The 18,768-nt window shown below is 72.7% G+C and carries 19 protein-coding genes; 6 read left to right on the top strand and 13 right to left on the bottom strand.

The window, feature by feature from the left end; translation table 11 throughout:
* Positions 1–55: 55 nt before the first annotated feature.
* Positions 56–1,261 (top strand): sulfotransferase family protein, encoded by a 1,206-nt coding sequence (locus ACIG47_RS04190; RefSeq protein ID WP_397429733.1) that lies wholly within the window; start codon positions 56–58, stop codon positions 1,259–1,261.
* A gap of 128 nt (positions 1,262–1,389) precedes the next feature.
* On the opposite strand, the gene ACIG47_RS04185 is transcribed toward ACIG47_RS04190, so the two are convergent.
* Positions 1,390–2,388: a trypsin-like serine peptidase gene (locus ACIG47_RS04185; RefSeq protein WP_397429732.1), complete on the bottom strand. Its 999-nt coding sequence runs from the start codon at positions 2,386–2,388 to the stop codon at positions 1,390–1,392.
* Between the two features lie 173 nt (positions 2,389–2,561).
* Between ACIG47_RS04185 and ACIG47_RS04180 the strand changes: the two genes are divergently transcribed.
* The gene (locus ACIG47_RS04180) at positions 2,562–2,963 is read left to right on the top strand and encodes a DUF3054 domain-containing protein (RefSeq protein WP_397429731.1); all 402 of its coding nucleotides are present in this window, start codon (positions 2,562–2,564) and stop codon (positions 2,961–2,963) included.
* 101 nt (positions 2,964–3,064) lie between these two features.
* On the top strand, positions 3,065–3,325 hold the full coding sequence (locus ACIG47_RS04175) for a hypothetical protein (protein ID WP_397429730.1): 261 nt from the start codon (positions 3,065–3,067) through the stop codon (positions 3,323–3,325).
* A gap of 630 nt (positions 3,326–3,955) precedes the next feature.
* On the opposite strand, the gene rdgB is transcribed toward ACIG47_RS04175, so the two are convergent.
* Positions 3,956–4,630 carry an RdgB/HAM1 family non-canonical purine NTP pyrophosphatase gene (gene rdgB, locus ACIG47_RS04170; RefSeq protein ID WP_397429729.1) on the bottom strand — a complete coding sequence of 225 codons (675 nt, stop codon included), beginning with the start codon at positions 4,628–4,630 and terminating at the stop codon, positions 3,956–3,958.
* Positions 4,631–4,653: 23 nt separating this feature from the next.
* Entirely contained in the window at positions 4,654–5,406 is a 753-nt protein-coding gene (rph, locus tag ACIG47_RS04165; RefSeq protein ID WP_397429728.1) for a ribonuclease PH, read from the bottom strand.
* Between the two features lie 170 nt (positions 5,407–5,576).
* On the opposite strand from rph, the gene murI reads away from it, so the two are divergent.
* Both murI and ACIG47_RS04155 read left to right on the top strand, forming a co-directional pair.
* Positions 5,577–6,380, top strand: a complete 804-nt coding sequence (gene murI, locus ACIG47_RS04160; protein ID WP_397429727.1) for a glutamate racemase — start codon at positions 5,577–5,579, stop codon at positions 6,378–6,380.
* On the top strand, positions 6,380–7,207 hold the full coding sequence (locus ACIG47_RS04155) for an MBL fold metallo-hydrolase (RefSeq protein WP_397416845.1): 828 nt from the start codon (positions 6,380–6,382) through the stop codon (positions 7,205–7,207). The genes murI and ACIG47_RS04155 overlap by 1 nt, the downstream gene beginning before the upstream one ends.
* A gap of 3 nt (positions 7,208–7,210) precedes the next feature.
* Here the strand turns inward: ACIG47_RS04155 and ACIG47_RS04150 are convergent, their stop codons facing one another.
* From ACIG47_RS04150 to ACIG47_RS04130, 5 genes are all read right to left on the bottom strand, one after another.
* A complete protein-coding gene (locus ACIG47_RS04150) occupies positions 7,211–7,963 on the bottom strand; it encodes a DUF2017 family protein (RefSeq protein ID WP_397416843.1) in 753 nt (250 codons plus the stop codon).
* Positions 7,960–8,268, bottom strand: coding sequence for an ATP-dependent Clp protease adapter ClpS (clpS, locus tag ACIG47_RS04145; RefSeq protein WP_397416904.1), 309 nt, complete (start codon positions 8,266–8,268; stop codon positions 7,960–7,962). The genes ACIG47_RS04150 and clpS overlap by 4 nt, the downstream gene beginning before the upstream one ends.
* Before the next feature lie 141 nt (positions 8,269–8,409).
* Positions 8,410–9,855: a nicotinate phosphoribosyltransferase gene (locus tag ACIG47_RS04140; protein WP_397429726.1), complete on the bottom strand. Its 1,446-nt coding sequence runs from the start codon at positions 9,853–9,855 to the stop codon at positions 8,410–8,412.
* A 91-nt stretch (positions 9,856–9,946) separates the two neighbouring features.
* Positions 9,947–11,752, bottom strand: a complete 1,806-nt coding sequence (locus tag ACIG47_RS04135; protein WP_397416838.1) for a DEAD/DEAH box helicase — start codon at positions 11,750–11,752, stop codon at positions 9,947–9,949.
* A complete protein-coding gene (locus ACIG47_RS04130) occupies positions 11,749–12,051 on the bottom strand; it encodes a DUF3039 domain-containing protein (RefSeq protein WP_397416836.1) in 303 nt (100 codons plus the stop codon). The genes ACIG47_RS04135 and ACIG47_RS04130 overlap by 4 nt, the downstream gene beginning before the upstream one ends.
* 135 nt (positions 12,052–12,186) lie before the next feature.
* Between ACIG47_RS04130 and ACIG47_RS04125 the strand changes: the two genes are divergently transcribed.
* A complete protein-coding gene (locus ACIG47_RS04125) occupies positions 12,187–13,638 on the top strand; it encodes an AAA family ATPase (protein WP_397429725.1) in 1,452 nt (483 codons plus the stop codon).
* 49 nt (positions 13,639–13,687) lie between these two features.
* Here ACIG47_RS04125 and nagB read toward each other — a convergent pair whose 3' ends face one another.
* The 5 genes from nagB to ACIG47_RS04100 form a co-directional block, all read right to left on the bottom strand.
* Positions 13,688–14,467, bottom strand: a complete 780-nt coding sequence (gene nagB / locus ACIG47_RS04120) for a glucosamine-6-phosphate deaminase (protein ID WP_397416832.1) — start codon at positions 14,465–14,467, stop codon at positions 13,688–13,690.
* Positions 14,467–15,498 carry an ROK family protein gene (locus ACIG47_RS04115; RefSeq protein WP_397429724.1) on the bottom strand — a complete coding sequence of 344 codons (1,032 nt, stop codon included), beginning with the start codon at positions 15,496–15,498 and terminating at the stop codon, positions 14,467–14,469. The genes nagB and ACIG47_RS04115 overlap by 1 nt, the downstream gene beginning before the upstream one ends.
* Complete coding sequence (locus ACIG47_RS04110) at positions 15,498–16,352, bottom strand: carbohydrate ABC transporter permease (RefSeq protein WP_397429723.1); 855 nt, start codon at positions 16,350–16,352, stop codon at positions 15,498–15,500. Before ACIG47_RS04110 ends, ACIG47_RS04115 begins: the two co-directional genes overlap by 1 nt.
* A complete protein-coding gene (locus ACIG47_RS04105; RefSeq protein ID WP_397416825.1) occupies positions 16,349–17,296 on the bottom strand; it encodes a carbohydrate ABC transporter permease in 948 nt (315 codons plus the stop codon). Before ACIG47_RS04105 ends, ACIG47_RS04110 begins: the two co-directional genes overlap by 4 nt.
* A gap of 134 nt (positions 17,297–17,430) precedes the next feature.
* Positions 17,431–18,723, bottom strand: a complete 1,293-nt coding sequence (locus ACIG47_RS04100) for an extracellular solute-binding protein (RefSeq protein ID WP_397429722.1) — start codon at positions 18,721–18,723, stop codon at positions 17,431–17,433.
* Between the last annotated feature and the right edge of the window lie 45 nt (positions 18,724–18,768).

Below are 18,768 nucleotides of genomic sequence, written 5' to 3'. Positions count from 1 at the left end.
GACGGCGCCCACGGCAGGATGCGATCTGCCGCCCGCCGCACCCCTGGAGAGTGACATGCCCCCGACCGCTCCCGCCCTGCACCTGACCAACCTGCTGCTCGCCCCGGGCGCCCGCACCCGCCGGGACCCGGACGCGGTGTTCGACCGGATGGTCGCGCGGGCCTCCCGGGGCCGGACGCCGCTGACCGACGAGAACGCCGCGGACCTGGACCACCTGCGCCTGGTCCTGCACGCGTTCGCACGGTTCCCCGGGCTGAGCCCGCTCGGCTGGACGGCGGGCCAGGCGATGGTCGAGGGCCGGGTGCGCAACCGGGTGGTGGTGGGCGACCTGCGGGCCCGGCACCCGCGCGTCGCGGACGAGCCGGTGGAGGCGCCGGTCTTCGTCGTCGGCATGCCCCGCACGGGGACGACCCTCATGTACAACCTGCTGTCCCGCTCCCCCGGCCACCGCGGTCCCCGGCTCTGGGAGATGACCTACCCCGGCCTCCCGGTCGACGCCGCGGCGGAGGCGGCGCTGGTCCGCCGCACCCGGCGCCGGTTCGCGATGACGTCGATGCTGAGCTCGACGTGGGACACGATCCACCCGATGTACGCGACGGCCGAGGAGGAGGACACGTTCATCCGGGCGCACTCGGAGCTGCACTCCTCGGCCGTACCCATGCCGGAGTACCTCGAGCTGCTGGCGACCTTCGACCACCGGCCGGACTACCGGTTCCTGCGCGACGCGCTCCAGCTCCTGTCCTACGGGCGGCCCCCGCGGCGCTGGGTGCTCAAGCACCCGGCCAACCTCTTCCACCTGTCGGCGATCGCCGACGTCTTCCCTGACGCCCGGTTCGTCTGGACCCACCGCACCCCCGAGGTGGCGCTGGCGTCGCTGTGCTCCCTGGCGGAGTCGTCGCAGCGGATCCACCGCCGCCCGGACGCGGTGGACCTGCACCAGATCGGCCGCGACTGGCTCGCGATCATGTCGGACGGCGTCGCCCGTGCCCTCGACCAGCGGGCCGCCCTGGGGCCCGACCAGGTGGTCGACGTGTCGTACGAGCGCCTCACCAGCGATCCCGGCGGGGCGCTGCCGGAGCTGTTCGAGCGGCTCGGTGCACACTGGGGCGAGGCCGACGAGGCCACTCTGGCAGCCGAGTGGGACGCCCCGCGGCGGCGTGCGCCGCACCGCTACAGCCTCGACCGGTTCGGCCTGGAGACCGGTGAGGTCCGTGCGGCGTTCGGCGGCTACCTGGGGCTGCTGGCCGATCTGCCGGGCTGACGCCTGCCGGGCTGACGCCTGCCGGGCTGACGCCTGCCGGGCTGACGCCTGCCGGACTGGCGCCTGCCGGACTGGCGCCTTGCCGGGCCCGTGCCGCGCGGGGCGCGGGCCCGGCAGGCGCCCGTGGGTCAGAGCGACGACGCCGTGCCGTACAGCGTCTGCGCGACGTCACCCAGGTACGGGCCGAACATGTAGTTGCGCATGCTGCCGCCCCGGTACTTGAAGGAGTTCACCGAGTTGAGCACGCCCACGCCGGTCGACTCGGTGTAGTTGACGAACCAGGGCCCGCCGGACGAGCCGCCGGTCAGGTTGCAGTCCAGACCCTGGTCGGAGCTGCCGCCGAACGTGTCCTGCACGACGGTGCCGTGGCACCACGCGATGTCCGAGCCGTCGTAGGGGTTGGCCGCCGGGTAGCCGAACGAGTACATGTACTGGCCGCGCGCCTGGTTGAAGCCGATGGCCTGCCCGCCCACGACGTCGGTCAGGTGCGCCCCGTTCAGCGTGTTCAGCACGGCGAACGCGACGTCGTAGTCGAAGTCACCGCTGTTCTGCCACTGGGTGGTGGTGGTGAGCTGGCGGGCGGTGAAGGTGCCGTAGGGCCGGGCGCCGTCGTCGTAGGCCGGCACGAACGCCCAGTTCGTGGCGAACGCCCCGGGGCCCTCGTTGACGCAGTGGCCGGCGGTGAGCACCACGTCCTTGTTGCCGGAGCTGACGGCGCTGCCCGAGCAGACGTAGTTCACGCCACCGAGCGTGAAGAACACCTTGCCGGTGGTGTCCACGACCTTGCCGCCGCCCGAGTAGTACCCGCCCACGAACGCCGCGGACGGGGCCGGCTTGGCCGCGGCCTGCGGCACGACGGTCGGCCTGCCGGCGGCCACCGGGTCGCCGGCGGACGCCTTGTCCTTGCCCGCCACCAGGACGTCGGCGGGCACGGCGTCGCGCATCCGCTGGGGCGTCCAGTAGTCGGTCACCCTGTCCTGGGCGGACAGGGTCGTCGCCGCGCTGTGCACCGCGACGGCGGTGCTCTCGCTGGCCTGCGACGGCGCACCGAGCGCGACGGCCACGCTGCCGCCGAGCGCCAGGGCGGCCAGGCCGCCGAGCAGGGTGCGGGAGAGGTTGCTTCGCATGCTGCCTCCTAGATCACGCTGGCCGCCGGGTTGGCGGCCAGCGTGATCCTGGAGCCTGGATGATTCGACCGCAAGAGGCGTATATGTCCGGGATGTAAATTTCCTCCAGAACTCCGCCGCCATAGGGCCGGTGATGCCACGGGCCGCCGGTGCCGACGGACTAGGCTCGCGGTGTGAGCACCACCGCCCCCGCAGCCCGCACCGCCCCCGTCTGGCCGGCCGCCGTGGCCGACGCCGTCGCCGTCCTCGCCTTCACCGGCATCGGCATCGCGTCCCACGACGGGAACCTGGCGAGCGCCTTCGGCCGCGTCGTGTGGCCCTTCGCCCTGGCCGCGGTCATCGGCTGGCTGGTCGCCCGCGCATGGCGCGACCCCGCCCGCATCTGGCCGGCCGGCGTCGTGGTCTGGGGCGTCACCGTGCTCGGCGGCCTGGCCCTGCGCGGCCTGTCCGGCCAGGGCCTGGCGTGGTCGTTCGCCCTGGTGACGGCGGCCTTCCTCGCGATCACGATGCTGGGCTGGCGCGGCCTCGTGACGGCCCTGCGCCGCGGTCAGGAACGCCGCCCGGCGGAGGGCTGAACCACCCGCTCCCGAGGGTGGTGCGGCCACCCGCCGCCACGATAGGTTCGCGCGCCGGCCGATCAGGCCGTGCACGACGACGCAGATCACCCGGGGGCCTCATGACCGACAGCACGCCGGCGACGCCCGGCACGAGCACGGAGCAGTCCTGGACCAGCGGCCCGTTCCCGCCACTGTGGTTCGCGGTCGTGGGCAGCCTTGTCGGCCTGTTGCTGTCTGGCGCCGGGACGGGCCTGTGCCTGGTGGGATCCGTGGCCGCGGCGATCATCGCGCGGCGACGGCCGTGGGTCTCGGCGGCGGCCATCGTGCTCGCGGTGTGGTCCGGGGCGATCGTGCTGTTCACCGGGCGATTCATGCCTTAGTCCCGAGCCACCTGGTCCCCAGCCACCGGTGCGCACCTGGGCGCGGGGTTCATGCCTGGGCGAGACAGACACCGACCCGCGATCGGCGTGATCTGCGGGGCCGGGCGGGGCCGGGCCGAGCGGCGCCGGGCGGGGCCAAGCCGAGCGGCGCCGGGCGGGGCCAAGCCGAGCGGGGCCGGGCCGGGCCAAGCCGAGCGGGGCCGGGCCGGGCCGGGCGGGGCCGGGCCGGGCGGGGCCGGGCCGGGCGGGGCCGGGCCGAGCCGCGAGATCGGTCCACCGCTCGGCCTCCCAGCCGATGTTCGGTTCCTTGCCCTGAAATCGGCAGGTTGATTGACCGATCTCAGGGCAAGGGACCGAACACACCGAGCCGCGAGCAGCAAGAGACCGAGCTCACGAGGCCCATGACTGGGCAACCGGACAGATCCACCGCGCAAGGCGCGGGCCCACACGGCCTAGCCACCTCAGCCTGCCGAGACCGCGCCAGACCGCCAAGACCACCCCAGCCTGCCAAGCTCATCCCAGATCCCGAGACCACCCCAGCCTGCCGAACTCATCCCAGATCCCGAGACCACCCCAGCCTGCCGAACTCACCCCAGCCCCCGGGGACCACCCCAGCCCCCCGAACTCACCTCAGACCGCCGCCGACCCCAGCGCCGCCACGACCACCGGGGCCAGCGCCCGGAACGCCTTGCCGCGGTGCGAGATCGCGTTCTTCTCCTCGGGGGACAGCTCCGCCGCCGTCCGTCGCGCCCCGTCGGCGCCGTCCGCGGAGCGCGGGTCCTCGTCCACCACCAGGATCGGGTCGTAGCCGAAGCCGTTGATACCGCGCGGTGCCGTGGCCAGCACGCCCCGCATCTCCCCGAGCCGCACCTCCTCACGCCCCTCCGGCGTGACCAGCGCGGCCGCGCAGACGAAGCCGGCCTGGCGGTGCTCGGCGCGCACGTCGCCGAGCTGGCCGAGCAGCAGCTCCAGGTTCGCGAGGTCGTCGCCGTGCTTGCCGGCCCAGCGGGCCGAGAAGATGCCGGGCGCCCCGCCCAGCACGTCCACGGCCAGGCCGGAGTCGTCGGCGACGGCGGGCAGGCCGGTCGCGGCGCACACCGCGCGGGCCTTGATGAGCGCGTTCTCGGCGAACGTCACACCGTCCTCCACGGGCTCCGGGGCGCCCACCTCGCCGGAGGTGACCAGCTCGCCGTCGGGCAGGTCCAGACCTGCCTCGCCGAGGATCGCGCGCAGCTCGGGGACCTTCTTGGCGTTGTGCGTGGCGAGGACGATCCGGGCGGCCGGCGGCACGATCAGGGAGGTCATGCCCCGATCATGCCAGCCCGCGCTCAGAGCTCCTGCGCGAGGGCCGCCTGCTGGATCTTCGTGAGCTCCGCGGTGCCGCCCACCGCGAGGTCGAGCAGCGCGTCGAGCTCGGCGCGGTCGAACGGCGCGTGCTCGGCGGTGCCCTGCACCTCGATGAACTTCCCGCCGCCGGTGACCACCACGTTCATGTCGGTCTCGGCGCGCACGTCCTCGACGTACGGCAGGTCGAGCATGGGGGTGCCGTCAATGATGCCCACCGAGACGGCGGCCACGGAGTCGGACAGCACCTGCTTGCCACCCTTGACGTGCCCGTGCCGGCGGCCCCACGCGATGGCGTCGGCGAGGGCCACGTAGGCGCCGGTGATCGCGGCGGTGCGGGTGCCGCCGTCGGCCTGGAGCACGTCGCAGTCCAGCACGATGGAGTTCTCGCCGAGCGCGCTCATGTCGACGACGGCGCGCAGCGACCGGCCGATGAGCCGCGAGATCTCGTGGGTGCGTCCGCCGATCTTGCCCTTGACGGACTCGCGCTGGCTGCGCTCGTTGGTGGCGCGCGGCAGCATCGCGTACTCGGCGGTGACCCAGCCCTCGCCGGACCCCTTGCGCCAGCGCGGCACGCCCTCGGTGAACGAGGCGACGCACAGCACGCGCGTACGCCCGAACTCCACGAGCACCGACCCCTCGGCCTCGTCGAGCCATCCCCGGGTGATCGTCACGGGGCGGAGCTGGTCGGTGGCGCGCCCGTCGGCGCGCACGATGTCGCTGGTGCTGGTGGTCATGCGCCCACCCTAACGACCCGGCCCGGCCGCCGGACGTGCGGATCACCCGGGTGACCTGGGCGTCTAGCACCTCGACCGGCCCGCTGACCTGCCGAAACGTGTCACGCGTCACGCGTGGTGCCGCTCACGCGAAACGGTGACGACACGTTGTGATCGCTAGGCTTCACCCCGTGAACGACGCGCCCATCGGGATCTTCGACTCCGGCCTCGGCGGCCTCACGGTCGCGCGCGCCATCCTGGACCAGCTCCCCAACGAGCAGGTCCGGTACCTCGGCGACACCGTGAACAGCCCCTACGGCCCCAAGCCGCTCGCGGCCGTGCGGGCCATGGCGCTCGACGCCCTGGACCAGCTCGTGGCCGACGGCGTGAAGATGCTGGTCATCGCGTGCAACACGGCGTCGTCGGCGATGTACCGCGACGCCCGCGAGCGGTACACGCAGCGCCACGGCATCCCCGTGGTCGAGGTGATCCTGCCGGCGGCGCGCGCCGCGGTGACCGCCACGCGGTCGGGCCGCATCGGGGTGATCGGCACGAGCACCACCATCCGCTCGCGCGCCTACGACGACGCGTTCCACGTCACGCCCGGCCTGACGATCACCACCCAGGCGTGCCCCGAGTTCGTGCGCTTCGTCGAGGAGGGCCGCACGTCCGGCCCGGAGGTGCAGAAGTTCGCGCACGAGTACCTCGACCCCGTCAAGGCGGCCGGCGTCGACACGCTCGTGCTGGGGTGCACGCACTACCCGCTGCTCGCGGGCGCCATCTCCTACGTGATGGGCGAGGAGGTCACGCTCGTGTCCAGCGCCGACGAGACCGCGAAGGACGTGTACCGCACCCTCGTGGAGCACGACCTGGAGCGCACGCCCGACGCCGGCGCGCCCGTGCACCGCTTCCTGACCACCGGTGACCCGGCCCCGTTCGGGCAGCTCGCCAGCCGGTTCCTCGGCCCCGAGGTGTCCCTCGTGGAGGCCGTCTGATGCGCCTGCTCCCCCTGGGGGTCTCCGGGTCGTTCCCGGGCCCCGCCACTCCCGCGTCGTCCTACCTGGTGCGGGTCACCGCCGCCGAGGCGGCCGCCGCCGGCCACGAGGCCCGCGACTGGAACGTGCTGCTCGACCTCGGCAACGGCGCCTTCGGCGCCCTGCAGCGGCACCTCGACCCGATGGCGCTCGACGCCGTGTCGATCTCGCACCTGCACCCCGACCACTGCGCCGACCTCGCAGGGCTCTACGTCTACCTGCGCTACCACCCGGAACGCGGCTCCCTGCGCGACGGCGGCCGCGGCACCCCGCTGCCCGTCTACGGGCCGTCGACCGCCGAGCGGCACGTCGCGCTGTCCTACGGGCTGAGCGAGGGCGAGTCCATGGCGAACGACTTCGACTTCCGTTCCTGGGCGGAGCACCCGTCGGTGCGGGTGGGGCCGCTCACGATCGAGCCGCACCGGGTGTTCCACCCGGTCGAGACCTACGGGGTCCGGGTGACCGGCCCGTCGGCGTCGGGCGGTACGACGACGCTCGCCTACACGGGCGACACGGACGCCTGCACCTCCGTGGTCGAGCTGGCGCGCGACGCCGACCTGCTGCTCAGCGAGGCGGCCTTCCTGGAGGGCCGCGACGACGTGGTCGAGCGCGGCATCCACCTCACCGGCCGCCGCGCCGGCCAGGTCGCGACCGACGCCGGTGCACGCCGCCTGCTGCTCACGCACCTGCCCGTCTGGAACGACCCGGCCGACTCCCTGGCCGAGGCCCGAGGCTCCTACGCGGGTCCGGTCGACGTCGCGGAGCCGGGCACCGTCTACGAGCTCTGACCCTCAGGCGAGCGGACGGCGCCCGCGCAGCTCCGCGAGCATCACGTCCATCAGCGTCTCCTGCGCGTAACCCGCCGCCACGAAGACACCCGACCAGAAGCGCCGGGCGGCCCGGCCGTCGGTCGCCACGGGGATCTCCCGGCCCGCCTGACGGTCCCACATGATCTCGTCGGTGAGGTGCATGACCTGCTCGTCGGTCTTCAGGCCGAGCCGCTCGGCGATCACCAGGCGCACGTCGGTCAGGGCGCCCGCGAACTGCTCGGCGTCCTCGCGGGGCACCCGCACGGGCGGGGGCGCGCCGTGGCGGCCGAGCGGCGACGGGGCGTCGTCCCCGCTGGGCAGGTCGAGCAGCGCGGCGAAGGCCTCCAGCCGGTCCACCTTCGCGCGGGCGACGTCGTTCTGCGTCAGACGGCGGAACTCGTCGGCGAGGTCGGCGTCGTCCTTGCTCGCGTCGGGCAGGAGCCGCTGCGCCGCGGGGTCGGTCGGCAGGCGGCCCACCCCGGTCACACCCGTCAGGCGGGCGAGGTCCGCGTCGGTGAGCTCGTCGGGCGCGAGCAGTCCGTTCGCCCACGCCTGCCCCTTGCCCGGCCCGGGATGAGCCGACGGGCCCGGCTCGTCACCGTCGTCGAACAGGTCCAGGCCGGCCTCCTCGCGGAGCATGTCCGCGACGTCACGGGCCACCCTGGCCAGGACCACCCGCTCCACCGGTTCGAACCTGGCCTCGTAACCCCGCCGCATGGCGCGGAACGGTGTCATGCGACTCCCCGTGCGCCCGACTCCTGCAGCGTCGCCCACAGACCGAACCCGTGCATCGCCTGTACGTCCACCTCCATGCGCTCGCGCCCCCCGCTGGACACGACTGCGCGACCGTTCTTGTGCACCTGCGTCATCAACCGCTCCGCCTTGACCCGCGGGTACCCGAAGTAGCTCTCGAACACGTACGTCACGTACGACATGAGGTTCACCGGGTCGTTCCAGACGATCGTCACCCACGGATCAGCGACCCCCGACGCGAGATCGGCGTCGGTGTCCTCCTCGACGGCCGTCCCGGCTGACCCCAGGGGCGTGAGCAGCGGCGAAGGGGAAGAAGTCACAGGTCTCACTCTAGGCGGTTCGGTCCCCGGACTGGACACCCTTGTCCAGAATTTTCGCGAAGTTGTCGCCGGGCTGTGACCTGGGGTACTTCGTCGGTCACGGGCGGTTCACCGGGACCCGTCCAGCCGGAGGTCCACCGTGGGGATCGCCGGGTCGCCGTCCGACAGACGACGCGCCCCCCGGGGCAGCTCCGCGCGCACCATGCCGTGGTTGATCGCCGCGTTGGCCACCCCGTACGGGCCCACCCAGCGCGAGTCGACGGCGCCGTCCACCACCATCGGCGCGAGCAGGGGCCGCAAGTCGTCGCTCTGGGGCGTCCACTCGGCCACCGCGTCGTCCGGACCTGTCACCATGACCTCCTCGACCGCGTGACCGTCCCGGCCGTAGCGGCGGGCGGCAGCCTTGCGCCCGCCCCGGGAGGCCTTGTTCGCGGACGCCTTGGCCACCGGCTGGAGCACGCCCGAGGCGTCGGCGCGCGCCACCAGCTTGTAGACCATGCCGCAGGTGGGCGCACCCGACCCGGTCACCACCGAGGTGCCCACGCCGTACACGTCCACCGGCGCGGCGGCCAGCGAGGCGATGGCGTACTCGTCGAGATCGGACGTGACCACGATCTTCGTGTCGCGGGCGCCGAGGCCGTCGAGCTGCCGGCGCACCTCCTGCGCCAGCCCGCCCAGGTCGCCGGAGTCGAGGCGCACCGCACCCAGACCGGTTCCCGCCACCTCGACGGCGGTGGCCACCCCCCGTCGCACGTCGTACGTGTCCACCAGCAGCGTCGTGCCGGGACCCAGCGCCGCGACCTGGGAGACGAACGCGTCCCGCTCGGTGTCGTGCAGCAGCGTGAAGGAGTGCGCGGCGGTACCGATCGTGTCCAGGCCGTACCGCATGCCGGCCTCCAGGTTGGACGTCCCGGCGAACCCGCCGATCACAGCAGCCCGCGCGGCGGCGACGGACGCCTGCTCGTTGGCCCGGCGCGAACCCATCTCCAGCACGGGCCGGCCCCCGGCCGCGCTGGTCATGCGGGACGCGGCCGACGCCACCGCCGAGTCGTAGTTCAGGATCGACAGGATCAGCGTCTCCAGCAGCACCGACTCCGCGAAGGTGCCCTCGACCTGCAGCACCGGGGAACCGGGGAAGAACACCTCGCCCTCGGCGTAGCCCTGGATGGTCCCGGAGAAGCGGTAGTTCGCCAGGTAGTCGAGGGTCCGGCGGTCCACCACGCCGTTCTGCTCGAGATAGGCGAGCTCGGCGTCCTCGAAGACGAAGTGTGGCAGCGCTTCCAGGACGCGACCGGTCCCCGCCAGGACGCCGTAGCGGCGCCCCGGTGGCAGCCGTCGCGTGAACACCTCGAACACGCAGTGGCGGTGCGCCGTGCCGTCCGCGAGGGCCGCCTGGAGCATGGTCAGCTCGTAGCGGTCGGTCAGGAGTGCGACCGACGGACGCACCGCCGGCAAGGGCGCTGCGGGCAGGGGTCGAGGCTCGTCGACGGCCGTGTCGAACGCAGGCCACGAGTCAGTGAGCGGGGCGCCGCTGCCCCGAGGCTCGTCGGTCATGCACTCACGGTAGGCCAGAGAACGGGCCCTCGTAGTGCGAACACGGCTGTGGCGCGGTCTTGTCTCAGCATGCGGATCGTGGCGCTCGCCACTACTTCTGTCCGACGAACCAGCGGCGCACCTGAGCCACCCGCGCGTCGAGCTGATCCGCGGTCGCCAGCGGCACCTCCGGGCCCCCGCACTTGCGGCGCAGCTCGGTGTGGATCACGCCGTGCGGCTGCCCGCTGCGCTTGGCCCACGCCGAGACGAGCTTGGACAGCTCCTTGCGCAGCTCGGCGGCACGCCGGTGTTCCTGCTCCGAGCGCTCGTTCTCCACCTCGCGCGCCGTGGGCGCACCGCCGCGCGCCTTCAGGTGGTCGGCCTGACGCTGCCGCAGCAGCGTGGCCACCTGGTCGGGCTCCAGCAGGCCGGGCAGGCCGAGGAAGTCGAGCTCCTCCGCCGAGCCGACGTCGGCACCCGCACCGAACTCGCCGCCGTCGAACAGCACCCGGTCGAACGAGGCCTGGGCGTCCAGGGCCTGGAACGAGCCGAGCAGCTCGCCCGACGCCTTCTCCTCCTTGTTCGCCTCCGCGATCAGCGCGGCCTCCGGGTCGTACTCGATGCCCTGCTCCTCGGCCGTGCGCGGCCGGTCGAGCGCGTGGTCACGCTCCTGCTCCATCGAGTTCGCCAGGTTCAGCAGCGGCGCGACGCTCGGCAGGAAGATCGACGCCGTCTCGCCGCGCTTGCGGGCGCGCACGAACCGGCCGATCGCCTGGGCGAAGAACAGCGGCGTCGAGGCGCTCGTGGCGTACACGCCCACGGCGAGCCGCGGCACGTCCACGCCCTCCGACACCATGCGCACCGCCACCATCCAGCGGTCCTCGCCCTGCGCGAACTCCTCGATGCGCCCCGAGGCGCCCTCGTCGTCGGACAGGACGACCGTGGGCCGCTTGCCCGTGATCTCGTGCAGGTGCGCGGCGTACGCCCGCGCGTTGTCCTGGTCGGTGGCGATGACCAGGCCGCCCGCGTCGGGCACCGTGCGGCGCACCTCGGTCAGGCGCTTGTCGGCCGCCGAGAGCACCGACGGGATCCACTGCCCCTCGGGGTCCAGCGCGGTGCGCCACGCCTGACCGGTCATGTCCTTGGTCATGGCCTCGCCGAGCCGGGCGCTGACCTCGTCGCCCGCCTTGGTGCGCCAGCGCATGTCGCCCGCGTAGGACATGAACAGCACCGGGCGCACCACGTGGTCGCGCAGGGCCTCGCCGTAGCCGTAGGTGTAGTCGGCCTTCGAGCGGCGGATCCCCTCGGCGTCCGGCTCGTACTCGACGAACGGGATGGCCGACGTGTCGCTCCGGAACGGGGTACCGGTCAGCGCGAGGCGGCGCTCGGCGCCCTCGAACGCCTCGCGCACGGCGTCGCCCCAGCTCAGGGCGTCGCCACCGTGGTGCACCTCGTCCAGGATCACCAGGGTGCGTGCGGCCTCCGTGCGGGCGCGGTGCAGCGCGGGCTTGGCCGCGACCTGCGCGTACGTGAGCGCGACACCGTCGTAGTGGGAACCGTGCCGGCCCTGCGAGTTCTTGAACTGCGGGTCGATGCGGATGCCGACGCGCGCGGCGGCGTCGGCCCACTGGGTCTTCAGGTGCTCGGTGGGCGCCACCACGGTGACGCGCCGGACCAGGCCCTGCTCCAGGAGCTCGGTGGCGATGCGGAGCGCGAACGTCGTCTTGCCGGCGCCGGGTGTGGCGACGGCCAGGAAGTCCTTGGGGTTCTTCTCGCGGTACAGCTCCAGCGCCTCGGCCTGCCAGGCGCGCAGGCTCGACGCCGTACCCCAGGGGGCACGACGTGGAAAGGCAGGGCTGAGCGACGAAGCGGCCGCAGACGACGGTGTGTGGGGCAGCTGCTGCGGCTGGCTCGTCACTGGGTGGAGTCGCCCTCGCCGCCGTCCTGCGGGTCGCGGAGACCGTCGTAGATCTCCTTGCACCGGGGACACACCGGGAACTTGCCCGGGTCCCGGCCCGGCACCCAGACCTTGCCGCAGAGCGCGATCACGGGCTTGCCGCTCAAGGCGGACTCCATGATCTTCTCCTTGCGCACGTAGTGCGCAAAACGCTCGTGGTCCCCGGGCTGTGCCTCCTCCCGGGTCTCCTCGCGCTCCAGGACGCTCGTACCGCCCTGCGTACGGGGGTCGTCCTGCGGGCTGGAGAGTGGTTCGGTCATGCCGAGAAGTCTACGCGGGACCACCGACAGCCACGCCGTCGGCGCGCACGCCGGGGCAGGTCCGGAACCCGTCCCGGGCAGCGGCGGCCGGGAATTCCTTGCGGGCGTGTCGGTGGGCACCGCTATAACTGAGGCATGTCACATCCCCGCCCCGAGAGGAGCCTCATCCTGCCCGACGACGCCGTCTCCCCCACCGACCTGGCCGACACCCTGTCCACCGCTCTGTCCGACGACCTGCCCGACGACCTGCCCGACGACCTGCCCGACAATCTCGCTGACGACCTGCCCCGCGGCCTGCCCGACCCCGTCTGGCCCGACTTCGGCGACCACGACGACTGCGCCCGCCGCGCCGTCGCCGCCGTGGCCGCGATGCTCGGCCGCCCCGTCCCCGAGCGCCCGAAGGAACCCCGCTCGTCCGCCGAGTGGCTCAGCCGCCGGTGGGAGGTCGAGGAGAGCGCGCTGGTCAGCGTCTCGCGCGACATGTCGCGCACGCTCCAGCGGCTGCACGCCTACGCGCTGCAGCGCTGGATCGAGCGTCACCCGGACGTCGTGACGGTGTTCGGCCCCGGGGGTGCCCCGCAGCGTGCCGCGCTCGACCTCGGCAACGGCACCTCGGTGAGCGTCCCGGCCGTGGCGACCGTGCTCTTCCCCGCCGGCTCCGCCTACGACGCGCCCGTGGCGGTCGAGGTGGCGTACCGGTACGGCACCCCGACGATCACCGCCTTCACGCTGCCGGGCGGCCTCCCGCTCGCCGAGCGGGTGCTCGCCGACCTGACCCGCACGCTGGAGGTGGACCACCCCTACCGCGGCGGCGTCCTGTCGGCGCGGTCGTCGTCCGGGTCGGTCGAGCTCGTCCCGGTCAGGCACACGGTGCAGGCGCGCGACGACGTCGTGCTGCCCGCCGAGCTGTGGCGCGAGGTCGACCTGTTCTGCTCGAGCGTGACCACCCGCCGTGCCGCGCTGCGAGCCCTCGGGCACACCACGTCCCGCGGTCTGCTGCTCGCGGGGAGGCCGGGCGTCGGCAAGACGAAGCTGACGCGGGTCATCGCCACGGAGCTCGCCGGCCCGCTCACGGTCGTGCTCGTCACCGCCGAGGTGCTGCGCACCTGGATGACGGAGCTGTACGACGAGATCCGCGGCCTGGGTCCCTGCCTCGTCGTGCTGGAGGAGATCGACTCGGTGGCGGCCAAGGGCTCGCGCGGCGACACCTCCTTCGCGGAGTTCCTCGACGCCCTGGACGGCACCCGCAGCTCGGACGACGTGCTCACGCTGGCCACCACGAACGACCCCGACGCCCTCGACCCGGCGGTCAAGCGTCCCGGACGCTTCGACACCATCGTCGAGGTACCGCCGCCGGACCAGGCGGGCCGTACCGAGATCCTGCGGCTCTTCCTGCCGGCGACCGCGCCGGTCGACGTCGCCCTGGTGGCCTCCTACCTGGACGGTGCCACGGGCGCCGACCTGCGCGAGGTGGCCCGGCGCTCCATCCTGGAGCACGGCCCGGACGAGCTGACCACCGAGCGCGTGACCGACGTGGCGACGTCCGGCCGCTGGAAGCCCGCCCCGGTCGCCGGCAACTACCTCTGACGGGCCGGACGCTCAGGTCACCCGAACGACCTGAGCGTCCGGCAGGGCGCTACAGGCCCTGCCAGTCCGGCTTGTCCGCATAGGTCTGCCGGTAGTAGTCGGCGAGCTGCAGCCGGGACGCCGCGGCGTCGTCGACCAGCACGGTCGCGTGCGGGTGCAGCTGCATGATCGTGGCGGGCCACATGGCCGAGACCGGGCCCTCCACGAGCTGGTGCACCGCCTCGGCCTTGGCGCGCCCGGAGGCCAGGAGCACCAGGTGCCGCGCCGACATGATGGTGGCGAGGCCCTGCGTGAGGCAGTGCCGCGGCACGTCGTCGACCGAGCCGCCGAAGAACCGCGCGTTGTCCTCGCGGGTCTGCCGGGTCAGCGTCTTGATCCGTGTGCGGGACGCGAGCGAGGAGCCCGGCTCGTTGAACGCGATGTGCCCGTCGGTGCCGATCCCCAGGATCTGCAGGTCCACGCCCCCGGCGTCGGCGATCGCGGCCTCGTACGCGGCGCAGGCCGCGGGGAGGTCGGCGGCGAGCCCGTCCGGACCCTGCACCGCACCGGGCGCGAAGTCGACGCGCGAGGCGATCTCCTTCTCGATCACGTTGCGGTACCGCTCGGGGTGGTCCGCGGGCAGGCCCACGTACTCGTCGAGCATGAACGCGCGGGCCCGCGCGAACGAGAGCCCCTCCTTGTGCCGGCGGGCCAGCTCGTCGTACACCGCCAGGGGGGACGAGCCCGTGGCCAGCCCCAGGACGGCCTCGGGCCGGGCCCGCAGCAGCTCCTCGACGGCGCCCGCCGCCAGCCGCGCGAGCTCGCCCGCGGGAGCGATCACAACCTCCATCAGCCTCTCCTTCCGAGGACGGCGGCGCCCACCGCCGCGACCGGAACGTGCGTCGGCGCCAGCCTGACCCGCTCGGCCAGCCGGAGCGAGCCGAGGAACGCGGACACCTTGGCCTGCTCGCGCAGCGCGTCCTGCACCACGTCCAGCAGCTCGGTGCCGAGCTGCGCCACACCGCCGCCCAGCACCACGTGCCGCACGTCGGTGGTGAGCACCAGCAGCCGGACGGCCGAGGCCACGGCGTCCGCGAACCGGTCCCGGACCACGACGGCCTCCTGGTCGCCCGCGCGGGCGGCCTCGAAGAGCTCCACGGGCGACGGCTTCCCGTGCCGCGCGGGCCACGCCGCCTCCAGCGCCTTGCCCGAGGCGAACCGCTCCAGGCAGCCGCGCTGCCCGCACGGGCACTCCGGGCCGAGAGGGTCGACCGGGATGTGCCCGATCTCCCCCGCCGCGCCGCTCGCGCCGCGCCGCAGCTCGCCGTCGAGCACCAGGCCCGAGGCGAGGCCGGTGCCGAGCGCGAGGAACGCGAGGTCCTCGTGCTCGCGGCTGCCGTCCGCCGCACCGTCGGCTGCGCCGTCCGCCGCACCGCCACCGGCCCGGTCCGCCCGCTCAGCCCGCCCCGCCCGGTCCGCCGCCCGTTCCAGGACGTGCGCCGCACCGACGGCGGCCACGTTGAGGTCGTTCTCGACCACCACGGGCACCCCGCCCACCCGGGCGGACAGCAGCTCGGCGAGCGGCAGCTCGTCGTCGTGCACGCCGAGGTTGACCGCGTGCTTCACCGTGCCGGACCGGTGGTCCACGATGCCGGGGATACCCAGCCCGACGCCGGCCAGGGCGGTGACCTCCACCCCGCCCGACGCGGCCACGTCGCGCACGGCCTCGGCCGCACCCGAGACCAGCCCCTCGGCCCCGTGCACCGTGGACCGGCGCACGGTGGCCACCACCTCACCCTCCGGGTCGAGGAGGGCGCCGAGGATCTTGGTCCCTCCGATGTCGAGCCCGACCGTGTAGCGCCCCATCCCGTTCTTGCCCATCAGCCCTTCACCGCGCCGGACACCAGACCACCGGTCATCCGGCCCTGGACGATCAGGAAGAAGATCACCACGGGGATGGCGATCAGGACCGCGCCCGCCATGACCGCACCCCAGTTCGTGGCCTGGGTGGCCTGCAGGAACGTGCGCAGCCACAGGGGCAGGGTCATGGCCTCCGGCCGCTGCATGATGACCAGCGCCGTGACGAACTCGTTCCACGCCTGGATGAAGGCGAACACACCCGTCGCCACCAGCCCCGGCGCGAGCAGCGGGAACGTGACCCGCCAGAACGCCCCGGCCCGGGAGCACCCGTCGATCATCGCCGCCTCCTCCAGCTCCTTGGGTACACCGTTGACGAAACCGCGCAAGGTCCAGATGGTGAACGGCAGCACACCGGCCGAGTACACGAGCGTGAGCCCGATGATCGTGTTGAGCAGCTGCCAGCCGTCGATGATCCGGAACATCGAGATGATCATCGCCTCTCCGGGGATCATCTGGACCACCAGGATCAGCACGATGAACGTCCGTCGGCCCTTGAACGAGAACCGGGTCAGCGCCAGCGACGCCGCGAACCCGATGATCAGGGTGATCACCAGCGTGAGGAACGTGACCCCGATGGAGTTGAGCACCGCGGGCGGGAACGGCGCGCGCTCCTCGCCGAACATCGCCGAGCGGTAGTTGTTCAGGGTGAACACGTCCGGCGTCGGGAAGAACGCGAGGTTCTCGCCGCGGATGCTGCTGTTCGGCAGGAACGAGGTGTTGATCATCCAGTACACCGGGAACGCCGAGAACACGAAGACGAACACGGCCAGGACGCCGAACCCGGTGTCGGCGAGACGCTTGCGGACCTTGATCACGACTCCTCCTCCCGCAGCGTGCGCCGCACATAGGGGAACGAGATGGCCAGCATGACGACGACGAAGACGACGCCGATCGCGCTCGCGAGGCCGTAGTGCCCCTGGGCCATACCCATCTGGTAGATGTACACGCCGATCGTGTTGGTCAGCTCCCGGTCACCGCCGACGTCCTGCAGCACGAAGACCTGCGTGAAGAGCTTCAGGTCCCAGATCATCGAGAGCACCACGAGCACGGTGATGATGCTGCGCACGTAGGGCACCTGGATCAGGCGGAAGCGCTGGAAGGCGCTGGCACCGTCGAGCTGGGCCGCCTCGATGACCTCCTCGGGGATCTGCGTGAGACCCGCGTAGAGCGTGAAGGCGACGAACGGCACGGCGCCCCACACGACGATGAAGGTCAGGATGAGGAAGAACGACCACGGGTTGAGGAGCCAGGAGTGCCCGAACCACCGGTCGCCGGTGATCGCCGTGAGCAGGTTGTTCACCACGCCGTACTGCGTGTCGAAGACCCAGCCCCACACGGTGGTGGCAGCCAGCGCCGGCATCGCCCAGGCCAGCAGCAGGCCCACGGACACCAGCATCCGCAGGGCCTTGCCGACCCGCATCATGAGCAGCGCCACGAGCATGCCCAGCACCATCGTGACCACCACGAGCACGACCATGAGCAGGAAGCTGCGGCCCAGCACCGTCCAGAAGCCCTGGACGTCCGTGAGGATGGCCGCGTAGTTGTCGAACCCGACCCACTCGGCGGGCTGGCCCATGAGCTGGGCGCGCTCGTACTCCTGGAACGACATCACGAGCAGGCGCACCACGGGGTACCCGGTCAGGACGCCGAGGAGGATCATCGAGGCCGACAGCAGCAGCCAGGGCAGGTAGGGCGTCCGGCGCTTGCGCCGGACCTGTTGGCGCGGTGGCGCCGGTGGGTCCAGAAGTGTGGTGGTCATGTCCTGTCTTCCTCGGTGGCCGCCGGCAGGCCCTCCCGGTGGCGGGCGGCGGCGGACGGCAGGCGGGCAGTGGTATCCCGTCCCGCCCGGGATCTGAGGTCACCGGGCGGGACGGGACGTCGTGCTGACTCGCGTCAGCTGTTGAGGATTCCCTCGATGTCCGCGTCGAGCTTCTCGGCCACCGTCTTCACGTCCTCGCCGGCGGCGATCTTGGAGAAGGCGGTCTGCAGGATCATCTGGGACTCGACGTCGGCCCACTTCGGCGACGCCGGGGTGAGCCTGGCGTTGGCGGCGGCCTCCGCGGCGGCCTTGCCGATCGACGTCTCCTGGTCGACCTTCTCGAAGAGCGAGGTCTTGGCCGGGAACAGGCCGTTGGCGGCGAGGATCGACTGGTACTCGTCGCTCAGCAGGATCTCGTAGGCGCTCATCGCCAGGTCGGGACGGGCCGACTTCTGCGCGATGGCGATGTTCGAGCCGCCGGCGAACACCTGGGCGGCGCCGCCGTCCTTGCCCGGCAGGGCGAACGCCTGCAGGTCGGAGCCGTAGGTGGAGGCGCAGCCCGGCACGCCGTCCGGGGTCTCGGGCTCCTCGGGGGCGTTGATGGACCACTGGATCCAGCTCGGTGCCGACAGGAAGGCCACGCTGCCCTCGCAGAACGGCACCTGCAGGTCTGCCTCGTTGGTGTCGGCCGGGGCGTTGTTGCCCTCGGTCATGATGGTCTGGATCTGCTCCAGGCCGGCCAGGCCGCCCTCGGAGGAGAAGCCCGCCTCCCAGGTGCCGTCCTCGGCCTGCTCGGCGATGAAGCCGCCGTTCTCCCAGATGAAGGGGAGCGCGTTGTACCAGTCCTGGCCCGGCCAGTACACACCGGACACCTTGTCGGTGCGCAGGTCGACGGCGCTGGCGACGTACTCGTCCAGCGTGGTCGGCACCTCGGCGTCGCCCAGCACCTGCTCGGAGTAGAAGACGACGCGCGAGCCGGAGTAGTACGGCAGGGCGTAGTGCTTGCCCTCCCAGTCGCCGGCCTCGACGAAGCCCGGCAGCAGGTCGCTGCCGCCCAGGCCCTCGAACTCTTCGGCCGTGATCTCGCGGAAGTAGCCCGCCTCGGTGAACGCCGCGGCCTGCGTGTTGCCGATCTCGACCACGTCAGGGGCGTCCGAGCCGGACAGCGCCGTCGTGTACTTGTCGACGAGGCCCTCCCAGGCCTGCTCCTCGATGGTGAGGGTGCTGCCCGGGTTCTCCTCCTCGAACGTCTCCTTGAGGTAGTCGCGGGCCTCCTGCGGCGTGTCCGAGCCGACGAGCCAGACCCGGACCTCGCCGGGACCGGTCTCCTCGGGCGCCGCCGCGCCGCCGGCGTTACCGCACGCGCTGAGCGCGAGCGTCAGGGTGATCGCCGACGCCGCAGCGCCGACGAGACGGTTTCTGTTCACGTGTGTTCCTCCCGGATACGACCATGTGTCGCGGTGGTGCCTGGT

Source organism: Promicromonospora sp. NPDC052451 (assembly GCF_044547525.1).
Classification (GTDB): Bacteria; Actinomycetota; Actinomycetes; order Actinomycetales; family Cellulomonadaceae; genus Promicromonospora.
Note: the sequence above shows the minus strand (reverse complement) of the source record. Positions and strands in the feature narration are given on the sequence as shown.